Source organism: Achromobacter sp. FW305-C-28 (genome assembly GCF_058783235.1).
The window spans coordinates 39,708-52,141 of record NZ_JBYSYL010000008.1; the positions used below are offsets into that span (position 1 = coordinate 39,708).

Annotated in this window: 12 protein-coding genes; 5 read left to right on the forward strand and 7 right to left on the reverse strand. The window is 67.5% G+C overall.

Annotation, left to right across the window (positions count from 1 at the left end):
- Positions 1 to 2 precede the first annotated feature (2 nt).
- From AC3WMR_RS19550 to acnA, 4 genes are read right to left on the reverse strand one after another with little or no spacing between them, the layout of a single operon-like run.
- A complete protein-coding gene (locus AC3WMR_RS19550; protein ID WP_492264721.1) occupies positions 3 to 995 on the reverse strand; it encodes a CobW family GTP-binding protein in 993 nt (330 codons plus the stop codon).
- A gap of 3 nt (positions 996 to 998) precedes the next feature.
- On the reverse strand, positions 999 to 1,721 hold the full coding sequence (locus AC3WMR_RS19555; RefSeq protein ID WP_492264720.1) for an isochorismatase family protein: 723 nt from the start codon (positions 1,719 to 1,721) through the stop codon (positions 999 to 1,001).
- A 20-nt stretch (positions 1,722 to 1,741) separates the two neighbouring features.
- Positions 1,742 to 3,103 (reverse strand): dihydroorotase, encoded by a 1,362-nt coding sequence (locus AC3WMR_RS19560; protein ID WP_492264719.1) that lies wholly within the window; start codon positions 3,101 to 3,103, stop codon positions 1,742 to 1,744.
- A gap of 16 nt (positions 3,104 to 3,119) precedes the next feature.
- Positions 3,120 to 5,804, reverse strand: coding sequence for an aconitate hydratase AcnA (acnA, locus tag AC3WMR_RS19565; RefSeq protein ID WP_492264718.1), 2,685 nt, complete (start codon positions 5,802 to 5,804; stop codon positions 3,120 to 3,122).
- Positions 5,805 to 6,102: 298 nt separating this feature from the next.
- On the opposite strand from acnA, the gene AC3WMR_RS19570 reads away from it, so the two are divergent.
- Genes AC3WMR_RS19570 through AC3WMR_RS19590 form a run of 5 tightly spaced genes read left to right on the forward strand, consistent with a single transcriptional unit; the run spans position 6,103 to position 10,286 of the window.
- Positions 6,103 to 6,816: a GntR family transcriptional regulator gene (locus AC3WMR_RS19570; RefSeq protein ID WP_175193153.1), complete on the forward strand. Its 714-nt coding sequence runs from the start codon at positions 6,103 to 6,105 to the stop codon at positions 6,814 to 6,816.
- Between the two features lie 20 nt (positions 6,817 to 6,836).
- The gene (locus tag AC3WMR_RS19575) at positions 6,837 to 7,730 is read left to right on the forward strand and encodes an isocitrate lyase/PEP mutase family protein (RefSeq protein WP_492264717.1); all 894 of its coding nucleotides are present in this window, start codon (positions 6,837 to 6,839) and stop codon (positions 7,728 to 7,730) included.
- Positions 7,731 to 7,739: 9 nt separating this feature from the next.
- Positions 7,740 to 8,447 carry an SDR family NAD(P)-dependent oxidoreductase gene (locus AC3WMR_RS19580; RefSeq protein ID WP_492264716.1) on the forward strand — a complete coding sequence of 236 codons (708 nt, stop codon included), beginning with the start codon at positions 7,740 to 7,742 and terminating at the stop codon, positions 8,445 to 8,447.
- The gene (locus AC3WMR_RS19585; protein WP_492264715.1) at positions 8,444 to 9,202 is read left to right on the forward strand and encodes an SDR family NAD(P)-dependent oxidoreductase; all 759 of its coding nucleotides are present in this window, start codon (positions 8,444 to 8,446) and stop codon (positions 9,200 to 9,202) included. Before AC3WMR_RS19580 ends, AC3WMR_RS19585 begins: the two co-directional genes overlap by 4 nt.
- A gap of 46 nt (positions 9,203 to 9,248) precedes the next feature.
- Entirely contained in the window at positions 9,249 to 10,286 is a 1,038-nt protein-coding gene (locus tag AC3WMR_RS19590) for a Bug family tripartite tricarboxylate transporter substrate binding protein (protein WP_492264714.1), read from the forward strand.
- A gap of 13 nt (positions 10,287 to 10,299) precedes the next feature.
- Here AC3WMR_RS19590 and AC3WMR_RS19595 read toward each other — a convergent pair whose 3' ends face one another.
- The 3 genes from AC3WMR_RS19595 to AC3WMR_RS19605 are packed head-to-tail and all read right to left on the reverse strand — an operon-like array spanning position 10,300 to position 12,276.
- Positions 10,300 to 10,860: a TetR/AcrR family transcriptional regulator gene (locus AC3WMR_RS19595; protein WP_492264713.1), complete on the reverse strand. Its 561-nt coding sequence runs from the start codon at positions 10,858 to 10,860 to the stop codon at positions 10,300 to 10,302.
- A 58-nt stretch (positions 10,861 to 10,918) separates the two neighbouring features.
- Positions 10,919 to 11,524, reverse strand: a complete 606-nt coding sequence (locus tag AC3WMR_RS19600; protein WP_492264712.1) for a glutathione S-transferase family protein — start codon at positions 11,522 to 11,524, stop codon at positions 10,919 to 10,921.
- Positions 11,524 to 12,276: an SDR family NAD(P)-dependent oxidoreductase gene (locus AC3WMR_RS19605; protein WP_492264711.1), complete on the reverse strand. Its 753-nt coding sequence runs from the start codon at positions 12,274 to 12,276 to the stop codon at positions 11,524 to 11,526. Before AC3WMR_RS19605 ends, AC3WMR_RS19600 begins: the two co-directional genes overlap by 1 nt.
- Positions 12,277 to 12,434: the final 158 nt, after the last annotated feature.

The window sequence follows — 12,434 nt, forward strand, 5'->3', positions numbered from 1 at the left end:
CATCAATCCAGCAGCCGCATCACCTCGGTCAGATCGTCGGCCGCCACGTCCCTGGCAATGATCACCATCGCCCCCACCTGCCGCGCGCCCTCATCGACGCGCAGGGGTTCGGGGGCATTGAACAGGTGATGCACGCCATGCACCGCGCGGATCGTGCCGTCGGCCCAGCGCAGCAGGCCCTTGGCCCGCAGCAGGCGGTCGCCGAAATCCCGTTGCATCGCCCGGACCCAGGCGGCGTAGCGGTCCCAGCCCAGCGGGCCCTGCTGGCGCCATAGATATGAGGCAATGCCGTAGCGCAGCACATGAGCAATGGGCGTGGACAGGCCTGCCGCCTGCGCGGGCACGGCCTCAAGGTGGCCGGCCGTCAGTCCGTCGAACAGATCGTGCGCCTGGTGATCCAGCACGGCCGGCGTGGTTTCCAGCACCCGCGCCGTGGGATTGCGCGACGCGAGCAATTGCCGGGCGGTGTCGATCGCCGCGGGGCCGGCGATGTCGGTCTTGGTGAGGGCAATGCGGTCGGCGATGGCGATCTGCGTGGCCGCCTCCCGGTAGGCCTGCACCGACGCCACGCCATGCACCGCGTCCAGTGTCGCGACGGCGCCGCCGAAGCGGTAGTGCCGGGCAATCAGCGTGTCCGACGCCAGCGTGTTGATCACCGGTCCCGGGTCCGCCAGGCCCGAGGTTTCCACCACCACCCGCGCAAACGCCGGCAGTTCTCCGCGCTTGCGGCGGTAATACAGCGATTCCAGCGTCTCGGCCAGCGAGCCGCTGCCCGCGCAGCACAGGCAGCCGGAATCGAGCAGCACGATGTCGCTATCGTTGGCCTGCCCGACCAGCAGGTGGTCCAGGCCCACCTCGCCAAACTCGTTGATGACCACCGCCGTGTCCTGGAACGCGGCGCTGCGCACCAGGCGCGACAGCAAGGTGGTCTTGCCGCTGCCCAGAAACCCGGTCAGCAGGTACACCGGCAAGGCGGACGTGTCGGCCAGGCTCATGGCTCAAGCCGCCGCGGGCGCGGGCAGCGCGCGCAGGTAAACCTGCACTTCGCCGCTGGGGATGACGTCGGCGTACTTGCAGTTCAGGTCGAACAGGCTCATGGCATGGCTGGCTTGGAAGCGGTCGAACGCGCACTCTTCGGGAATGATGACCTTGAAGTTGTAGGAATAGGCGTCCACCGTGGTCGCACGCAGGCAGCCCGACGAGGTGCAGCCCACCAGGATCAGCGTATCCACGTCCAGGAAGTTCAGGTGGCTCATGAAGATCGTGCCGAAAAAGCACGACGGCTTCTGCTTGGTGATGCGGATGTCCTGTGGCCGCGGCGCGAGGGGTTCCACCGTCTGGGTGGCGTGGGTTTCGGCCAGCACGGTCTTTTCGCCGCCGCGGTGGTTCTTGCCCACCTGGACGCCGCTGTCCAGCAGGTCGGCGCGGCGGCCGCTCTCGGTATAGAAGACCGGAATGTTCCTGTCACGAGCCAGTTCCAGCAGAGGCACGATGTGCTGCACGGCTTCCCAGGCCTCGCGGCCGCAATGGGTGCGGTACTGCTTCAGGCCTTCCAGGATGTCTTCGGGCTTGTCGCCGCAGAAGTTGTACTGCACATCGATGATGAACAGCGCCGGGCGCTTGCCGAAGCCGCCGCGCTTGCCGTAGCCGGCCTGCGCCAGCACCTGCTTGTCGCGCTCGGTCAGAAAGTCGTCCCAGATGCGTTTGGTGGATTCACTCATGTCGATTCCTGCGTCAAAGGTCAAAGGCGATTGAGATAACGGCCGCCAGGCGCGGCGCGCGCCTGGTCGGTGATGCGTCCATCCAGGGCGACGGTACGGCCGCGCACCAGCGTGCGTACCGGCCAGCCCTTGAGCGTCATGCCCTCGTAAGGCGAATAGTCCGAATTCGATTCGAGCGTGGCCGGGTCCACCACCCGTTCCAGGTCGGGGTCCACCACCACCAGGTCGGCGTCCTTGCCGATCTCGATGCTGCCCTTGGACGGCAGCCGATAGATGCGGGCGCTGTTCTCGGCCGCGACCTTCATCAGCGTGTCCAGGGGCACGCCGCGGCGGTGATAGCCTTCGTGCAGCAGGATCGGCAGCATCAGCCCCGTGCCCGGGAAACCATTGCTGGCGGCCCAGATGTCCGTGTCCTTGGTGGCGCGCTTGCGCGGCACGTGGTCGGTGCCGATGGTGGTGATGGAGCCATCCAGCACGCCTTCCCACATGGCTTCCACATCCGCCTGGCCACGCACCGGCGGGTTGACCTTGGCATACGTGCCGGCCGGCGACTCATCGTTCAGGAACAGATATTGCGGGCAGGTCTCGACGTAGATAGGCGGCGCGCCCGGCGTGCGGCGGTGGCGCCGGGCCTCGTCCAGCGCTTCGCGGCTGCTCAGATGCACGATGTTGACCGCGGCGCCCAGCTTGTGGGCGAAATAGCACACGCGGTGCACGTTCTCGGCCTCCAGGAAATCAGGGCTTTGCTCGTTCCAGGCCTTCAGGTCGTCGCGGCCGGCCTCGCGCAGCGGGTCGCGCAGCACCGGGATCACTTCCACGTTCTCGCAGTGCACGCCCATGATGGCGCCCGGAATCGCGGCGGTGGCCTTCAACGCCGAATACAACAGGCCGTCGTCGATATCGGTGAACCCCTTGGACAGGCCCGCCGCGCCCTTGTACATCATGTAGAGCTTGTACGAGGACACGCCGAACCGCCGCGAGATCTCTTCCAGCGTCTGCACGTGCAGGTGGCTGGTGATGCCGAAATGGAAGCCGAAGTCCACGCAGCTTTGCGCCAGCGCGCGATCACGCACGGCATCGAACGACTGGCGGATGTCGGCCGACCGGTGAAACGACAGCACCGACGTGGTGCCGCCCAGCGCCGCAAAGCGCGACTCGGTCTCGAAATCGGTTTCAGGCGACCCGAAGCCGAAATGCACGTGTGGGTCGATCAGGCCTGGCAACACCCACAGGCCCTGGCAATCGATGGTTTCACGGGCCGGCGGCGCATCGCCCGGCGCCGCGATCAGGACGATGCGCCCGTCGCGCACGCCCAGCACGCCGTCGGTCAGGCCCTGCCCCGGCAGCATCAGTCTTGCGTTGATAAGTACGAGATCCAGCATGGTTGGCGTTTCCTGCTCAGGCCCCGGCGGTTGCCGCCGGCGCATTTAAGAAATGGTGCAACACGCTGGCGGGGATGCCGCCGGCGCTGATGAGTTGGCGTTCCGCATCGGTCAGAACCTGGGCGCGCACGTGAAAGGAGATCACCCGGCCGTCGGCGCCGTGTGCCGTCACGTCGATGGCTTGCCCCGCCAGGATGCCGGCCTGCACATTGCCCAGCTCGAAGCGTTCGCTGCCGTCCAGCCCCAGCGCGCGCCAACCCTGGCCGGCCTCGAAGGCCAGCGGCAGCACGCCCATGCCGACCAGGTTGGCGCGGTGAATGCGTTCGAACGATTCCGCGATCACGGCCTTCACGCCCAGCAGGGCCGACCCCTTGGCTGCCCAATCGCGGCTGCTGCCCATGCCGTAGTCCTTGCCGCCCAGCACGATGGCTGCATGGCCGGCATTCCGATAGGCCTGCGCCGCATCGAAGATCGTCATGGGCGCACAGTCGGGAAAGTGACGGGTTTGGCCGCCCTCCACGCCAGGCACCAGTTCATTCTTGATGCGGATATTGCCGAACGTAGCCCGCACCATCACATGATGGTTGCAGCGCCGGGCCACATAGGTATTGAAGTCGCGCGGTGCGATGCCTGCCTGCGCCAGGTATTGGCCGGCCGGCGTATCGGCGGGAATCTCGCCGCTGGGCGAGATGTGGTCGGTGGTCAGCGAATCGCCGAACGCGGCCAGCGCGTAGGCCGACCGCAGCCCGCGCGCCAGGTCCTGCAGCGCATCGCCGCCGCGCGGCTGAAAGAACGGCGGCTCGACCAGGTAGCGCGAGTCCGGGTCCCACGGAAAGCGCAGGCCGCTCGGCGCCGGCAGCTCGCGCCAGATGGCGCTGTCCATGCTCTCGTCCGAATACACCGTGGCGTACAGGCGCGGATTGGCGGCATGCGGCAGCAGGTCTTCGATTTCCTGCGGCGTCGGCCAGACATCGGCCAGGTAGACCTCGCAACCATCGTGGCCGGTGCCCAGCGGCTCGCGCGCGAAATCGATGTCGATGCGTCCGGCCAGCGCGTACAGCACCACCATGGCAGGCGAGCCGATGTAGTTGGCGCGCACCAGCTTGTGGATGCGCCCTTCGAAATTGCGGTTGCCGGACAGCACCGCGGCCGTGACCAGCCCGTGCTCGGTGATGGCGGCAGAGGCTTGCTCGGTCAAGGGCCCGGACTTGCCGCCGCAGGTGGTACAGCCATAGCCGATCACGTCAAAGCCCTGGGCCTGCAAGGCCTCGAGCAGGCCGGCGTCCTGCAGATAGCGGGTGACGGCGCGCGAGCCCGGCGCCAGCGAACGCTTGACCCAGGCCGGCGGGGTCAGCCCCTGCTGCCAGGCCTTCTGGGCCACCAGGCCAGCCGCCAGCATCACGGCCGGGTTGGACGTATTGGTGCACGACGTGATGGCCGCCAGCACCACCGAGCCATGGCCGGGCTGGTCGCGCGATGCGCGGGCGGGCGCCTGCGCCAGGCCGAAGCCGCCTGCGTTCAGGGGCTGCGTCAGGCGGCCGCGAAAATCGGCGGGTACATCCGGCCAGGCAAGGCGGTCTTGCGGGCGGCGCGGCCCCGCCACGCTGGGGCAGGCCTGCGACAGGTCGATCTCGATGACCCGGCGGTAGGCCGGCACCGGGCTGTCGGCATCGCGCCACAACTGGTTGGCCCGCGCGTAGTCTTCGATCAGCCGCACCTGCTCGGGTGCGCGGCCCGTCATGCGGGCGTAGGCCAGGACTTGCGCGTCGACGGGGAAAAAGCCGCAGGTTGCGCCGTATTCCGGCGCCATGTTCGAGATCGTGGCGCGTTCGGCAATGCCCAGGTCCGCCACCGCGGGGCCGAAGAATTCGACCATGCAGCCAGTGACGCCGGCCTGGCGCAGCCGCTGCGTGATGAGCAGGGCGGCGTCGGTGGTGAGCGCGGGCGGCGCGATCTTGCCGGCCAAGCGCACACCGACCACGTCGGGAATGGGAAAGGTGTAGGCCTGCCCCAGCAACGCCGCTTCGGCGTCGATGCCGCCCACGCCCCAGCCCAGCACGCCCAGCGCATTGACCATGGGAGTGTGCGAGTCGCCGCCGATCACGAAGTCCGGATAGGCCCACGCGCCGTCATCGCGCTGGCGCGTGGCCACCACGCTGGCCAGGTATTCCAGATTGATCTGGTGGATGATGCCCAGGCCCGGCGGCACCACGCGCAGGCCCTTGAAGGCCTGCTGGGCCCATTTCAGGAAGCGGTAGCGTTCGTCGTTGCGCTCGAACTCGCGGCGCAGGTTGCGGCCCACGGCAGACGCATCGCCCCAATGATCGACCTGCAGCGAATGGTCGACGATCAGGTCCACCGGAACGCGCGTATCGACGCGCGCCGCATCGCCCCCGGCGCGCGCCACCGCATCGCGCAGTGCCGCCAGGTCCTGCAATACCGGCAGGCCGCTGGAATCGGGCAGGATCACCCGGGCCACGTGCAGGGCCAGGTCGGCCCCAACGTGGTCTTGCCACTGCCAGAGGCGATCGATTTCGCCGGCGGACACCGCGTCGCCCCAATGGCGATGGCGATACAGGTTTTCCAGCAGGATGCGGATCACATAAGGCTGCGCGTGCAGATCGTGGTTGCCCTGACGCGCCGCGGCGCCCAGGTCCACGTAGCGCAACGGGCGGCCGGCGCTGGAAAGAATCTGAATCATGATGGCGGATGAGAAAATTCAAGCTGCAATAATCTTAAGACCACATCTTCCATAGTGTCAACACTACGACCTAAATCAACGAGGCACCGGACGCGGCCAAGTCGACAGTTTCACCCCTGCGCTCTACTGCCTGACATTTGCCCTAAAGGCCTGTTATTACCCGGGTTTTCCCTATAAACCAAGCGCAACGCCGCCCGGAATGACGACAAATATTCACTTTTTGCCGACCACCCTCATTGCCATCAGGGCCCAAAAAGAGTTGACACTTTCCAATCACACCCTCTAATCTGTTAACACTATGAACACACCAACCCCCGCTCAGACCATCAAGGAAGACGCCTCCGGCCCCCTGGCCGACGCCGTTTTCGACAAGATGCTGGACGCCATCTACCAAGGCCGCCTGGCGCCGGGAAGTGTCATCAACGAGGTCTCGCTGGCCCAGGAATTCGGCGTCAGCCGCGGCCCCGTGCGCGAAGCCGTGCGGCGCCTGCAGGGCATCCAGCTGATCACCCGCGAGCCCTACATCAAGGCGCGCGTGGTCACGCTGTCGGCCGAATCGGCGCTGGAACTGTTCCAGATGCGCATGGCGCTGGAAGGGGTGGCGTGCAACCTGGCCACCCGCCGCATGTCCGACGAGGAAATCGCCCAATTGCTGCGCGAACTCGAAGACGACCGCGTGGCCCGCCGCCAGGAAGGCGGTGCGGCGCCGCGCGTCTTCGACTTCCACGAACGCATCGTGCTGGCCTCCGGCAACCAGCGCATCATCAACAGCCTGTGCGGCGACCTGTATCACCTGCTGCGCGTCTATCGCCGGCATTCCGGCACCGTGCTGGAACGCAAGGACGACGCCTACGCCGAACACTGGCAGATCCTGCGCGCCATCCGCGCACGCGATCCCGAACTGGCCGAATCGCTCATGCGCTCGCATATCGAACGCGCCGCCCAACACCTTTTCGAACACCTGGCCGAACGGGCCCCGACCTTATCGGGATTCTCCGTGCCGGCCGCCTGACAGCCCTGGAGCAGCAAGACATGAATCCGCGCAATAGATTTCGGCAACTGTTGAAGAACGAACCCTTCATCGTCTCGCCTGGCGTGTACGACGGATACAGCATCCGCCTGGCCGAAGCGGCCGGATTCAAGACTGCCTGCACCAGCGGCGCCGCCGTTTCCAACGCCTTGCTGGGTATTCCCGACATCGGCGTGATGGGCCTGGCGGAAAACGTCACGCACTGCCGCCACCTTGCACGCTCGGTCTCCATTCCGCTGACGGCCGACGCCGACACCGGCTATGGCAACCCCGTGAACGTCTTTCACACCGTGCAACTGTTTGAAGAAGCCGGCGTGGCCGGCGTCAACCTCGAAGACCAAGTCAGCCCCAAGCGCTGCGGCCACATGCCGGGCAAGGACGTCATCAGCCAGGCCGAGATGGTCAAGAAGATCGAGGCGGCCTGCCTGGCGCGCCGCGACGACGACTTCGTCATCATCGCGCGCACCGATGCCATCGCCGTGGAAGGCATCGACGGCGCGGTCAAGCGGGCGCGCGCCTATGCCGCCGCCGGCGCCGACATGATCTTCCCCGATGCCGTGCGCAACGAAGACGACATCAAGCGCCTGGTCGATGCCGCCGGCATTCCGATCAGCATCAACATGGGCTTTGGCATCCGCAACCGCCCCACCACGCCGCTGATCCCGCTGCCGCGCCTGAAAGAGATCGGCGTCAAGCGCATCAGCCTGCCGCGCATGCTGCCGGCCGCCGCCATCCACGGCATGCGCCAGGCGCTGGCCGTCATGCAGGACGTGATCGCCACCGGCGTGCCCGCCGACCGGCCCGACCTGCTGGCCGGCATCGACGACATCATGGAACTGATGGGCTACGAGTCGATGCGCGCGCTGGAAAAGCAACTCACGACCCTGGAACAATAGGGTGTCGCGATGGCTACCGATGGGGTTGCGATCATCACCGGCACGGCGTCCGGCATAGGCCGGGCGCTGGCCGAACGCCTGCTGGCCGCCGGCTGGCCCGTCTGCGGCATCGACCGCCAGGACTGGCCCGGCGCGGCCCACCCGGCCTACACCCACCTGCGCTGCGACCTGGCCGATACGGCCGCGCTGGCGGCGCTGCGCCCGCGCCTGCCGCAGCGGGTGCGCGCGTTCGTCCATTGCGCCGGCATCGTGCGCAGCGGCGGCGCGTTCGACTCCCATCCGGGCGATACCCAGCTGATGTGGCAGTTGCACGTCAATGCGCCGCTTGCCCTTGTCAACGGGCTGGGCGCCAGCCTGCTCGACCGCACGGGCCGCATCGTGCTGGTGGCCAGCCGCGCAATGCTGGGGCGCAGCCATCGCGCCGCCTATGCCGCCACCAAGTCGGCACAGGTGGGCCTGGCGCGTAGCCTGGCCGCCGAACTGATCGGCCGCGGCATCACGGTCAACGTAGTGGCGCCGGCAGCGGTGGACACGCCCATGCTGCATGACCCCGCCCGCGGCGCGCCGCCGCGCGTCGACCTGCCGTTGGGGCGGCTCGTCATGGCCACCGAGGCCGCCGCCGCCATCGCCTTCTTTCTGTCCGAAGAAGCGGGCGCCATTACCGGACAGACGCTGTACGTCTGCGGCGGCGCCTCGCTGGGAGCCGCCGCACTATGAGCCCATTCCATGATTTAGCCGGACAGGTCGTGGCCATCACCGGCGCGGCTGGCGACATCGGCTGGGCAATCGGCCAACGCTGCCTGGACGCCGGCGCCTGCGTGGCACTGGTCGATCGCGACGCCGCCGCCCTGGCCGAACGGGCGGGCGCCGCCTCCGACCGCGTGATGCCCCTGGCCTGCGACGTCGCCGATGCCGGCCAGACCCGCGCGGCCATCGACGCCGTGCTGGCCCGCTGGCAGCGCCTGGACGTGCTGGTCAACAACGCCGCGGTCGTCACGCCCGGCGACAAGATCGGCGACCTGGCGCTGGCCGACTGGCAGCAGGCGCTGGACATCAACCTGACCGGCGCATGGCTGATGAGCAAGTGGGCCCTGGCCCCCATGCGCCGCGCGCGCAGCGGCGTCATCCTGAACATTTCCTCGCAACTGGGCAGCGTGGCCGCGCCCGGACGCGGCGCCTACAGCACCACCAAGGCCGGCCTGCACGCCCTGACGCGCGCCATCGCCATCGACCACGCGGCCGAAGGCATCCGCTCGGTCAGCCTGTCGCCCGGCGCGGTGCTGACCAGCCGGGTGCTGCGCCGCTACGGCGACGCCGAAGCCGCCAGCGCGGCCCTGGCGCGCCGCTATCCGGCCGGCCGCCTGGGCGAAGTCGACGAAGTCGCGCAAACGGCCTTGTTCCTGATCGGCAAGGACGCTTCCTTCATCACGGGCACGGACGTGCGCGTGGACGGCGGGTACACCGCAATATAGCGGGGCCCATTTTTCTGTAGTGAACCAAGCACAGAGGATTTGAAAAATGAACACGGGGAAAACACACACGGCCGTGGCGGGCACGCGCCGCGCCCTGCTCAAGGCCGCGGGCGCCCTGCCCTTGGTGGCGGGCGCACTGGGGCTGACGCTCGGCGCCAGCGCCATGGCCGACGAAGACATCGCCAAGTTCCCGAGCCGCCCGGTCACCCTGATCGTGCCCTTCCCGGCGGGCGGCGCCACCGACATCACCGCGCGGCTCGTGGCCGAAGGGCTGTCCAGGAAATGGGGGCAATCCGTCATCGTCGAGAACCGGCCTGGCGCGGGCGGCAACCTGGGCTCTGAATACGTGGCGCGGGCCAAGCCCGACGGCTACACCCTGGTGCTCGGCGTCACGGGCTCGCACGGCATCAACACGTCGCTGTACAAGAACATGCGCTTTGATCCGCGCAAGGACTTCGAGCCCATCACCCAGGCCACGCTCTACCCCAACGCCATCGTCGTGGGCAACGACGTGCCGGCCAAGAACCTGACCGAACTGATCGCCTTGATCAAGAAAGACGGCAACCAGTATTCGTATGGGTCCGACGGCAATGGCACCGCCTCGCACCTGGGCATGGAACTGCTGAAGAACCAGGGCGGCTTCACGCTGGCCCACGTGCCCTACCGCGGCAGTGCGCCGATGATCACCGACCTGCTGGGCGGCCAGATCCAGGTCGGCATCACGGGCCTGCCCGCCGTGCAGCCGTATGCCAAGAGCGGCAAGCTCAAGGTGATTGCCGTCACCACCGCGCAGCGCTTCCCGATCGCACCCGACTACCCCACGGTGGCCGAGCAGGGATTTCCTGGCTATGACGCGCCGCCCTGGTCGGGCTTCTTTGCGCCCAAGGGCACGCCCAAGCCCCTGATCGACAAGATCTCGGCCGACATGCGCGCGGTGATGGCAGACCCGACGGCCAAGGAAAAAATGAACGCCGCCGGCAGCGAGTTCACGCCGTCCACGCCCGAGCAATTCCGCGCCTTCGTCGACCACGAAGTCACCAAGTGGGCGCAGGCCGTGAAGATCTCGGGCGCGCGCATCGACTGAATCCGGCCCGGCGTCAGCGCAGCACCAGCGCGCGGACGTCGGCCAGTATGCGAACCGCGATGGCCTCGTCGCCCACCGCCCGGGCCAGGCTGACCGCGCCCACGATGGCCGTGAAAATGGCGGTGGCGCGGTCGGTTGCCTGCGCCTCGCCGCCCAGCGCGGCGGCAAATTGCGCCACATTCTGCTCGAACTGCCGCGCAATCACCGCCTGCACGGGCGCCCCCGCGTGCCGCCCTTCGCCGGCCAGCGCACACACGCCGCAGCCGGCGCTGGGGTTGCGCACATGCTCGAGGTCCAGCCACACATCGACCAGGACTTGCAACGAGGGCACCCGCCCGCCCTCGAACAGGCGGTCCAGCTTGGACTGCCCCGCCTGCATCGAACGGGTCGCGGCTTCGGCCAGCAAGGCGTCGCGCGACTCGAAGTGCGCGTAGAACGCCCCCTTGGTCAGGCCGGCGGCCTTCATGACGTCGCCCACCGATACGCTGTCCAGCCCGTGCTCGCACAACTGCCGCGAGGCGGCTTCGAGAATCCTGTCCCGACTGGCCTTTTTATCTGCTTGTGAATGTCCCATGTATCCGTAAAGGTGATTGGCGCCGGCCGCCTGCGGCATCGGCCGGCGCCCGCCCTGCCTACACTGTCTCGGCAAAAGCTGGCAGCCGCATGGCGCGTTGCGCCAGACCGTCCAACCCGGGGTACGCCCTGGCGTTCACGACGTCCGGCAATACGGCCAGCGCCGCGGTCTGGTAGACGATAACAGCAAAGATATCGGCCTGAGACAGCGCGCCGCCGACCAGCCAACCGTTGCCCACGGCCGCTTCGATCATGCCCAGTCCGGTGGTGGCCTGCGTGGTCCAGAGCGTCTTGAGGTCATCTTGCTGCGCGGCCGGCGGACGCAGCGACTCGTCGTACAGATTGCCCAGCTTGCCGTAGATGGCGTTGGCAATGCCGATATGGTGCAACGCTTCGTGCCGCAGGGCGCCGGCCGGGGCCAGCAAGGCGCGCTCGGGTCCAACCCGTTCGTGCAGGTAATCGATGATGTTGGAACTGTCGTACAAGGTACGGCCGTCGTCCAGCACCAGCGCGGGCACCTTGCCCATCGGGCTGAAGGCACGCACCTCGTCACGCTGCAGGTACGCATGCAGGGGCACGTGTTCGAATGGAATGCCCAGCAGTTTCAGGGTAATGCCCACGCGGCGGGTGGGGCCGGAGAACCAGGGACCAACGAGCTTCATCATCAGAAGGTCTCCTTGTAGGGGCGCAGGTCCAGTTCGTGCGTCCACGCCGTCCGGTCCTGCTGATGCAGATACCAGAAGGCGTCGGCAATGGCCGCGATATCGAGCAGCCCGTCTTCGCCACGCGCCCGGGCCATGTCGGCAAAGCGCGTCTTCACGCGTTCGCCATTGATGCCGCCGTCGATCACCACGTGCGCCACGTGCACGCCCAGCGGTCCGAATTCGCGCGCCATGCTCTGGGCCAGCATCCGCAGGCCCGCCTTGCTGGCCGCGAAGTGCGCATACTTCGGCATGCCGCGCAGCGCGCCCGTCGCGCCGCTGAACAGGATCGATCCGCGCCCCAGCGGCACGAAGCGCCGCGCCGCCTCACGCCCCACCAGAAATCCGCCAAAGCAGTTCAGGCGCCAGAAGGCCTCGAACGTGGCCGCCTCCATCGTCAACAGATCCAGCGGCTGGTTGTTGCCCGCGTTGTAAGCCACCAGGTCGGCTGGCCCGCCGTCGGCGTCGTTGGCCATGGCCTGGTCGAACACGCTGCGCACATCGTCTTCGCGCGTCACGTCCATCACGACGGCCCGGGCGCTGCCGCCGCTGCCGCGAATCGACTGCACCACTCGTTCCAGCTTGTCTGCGGTGCGCCCGGCCACCAGCACATGCCGGCCCGCCGCCGCAAAGCGCCGTGCCAGCGCCGCGCCCAGCCCCTGTTCCGCCCCCACACCCAGCACGATCGCCTTGCCCGGCAATGTCTGACTTTCCATCATCCGCACTCCTGAAGTGACGACTCGTCGCACGGCAATCTGCCGTACGATCGTACTTCTAAATATAGTACGATCGTACTACAGAGTGTCAAGCGTTTGAGCGCCGTTCGTGGTCGACCGCAAGCTTGTATACAATCGCGCCCCCGGGAAACCACCAC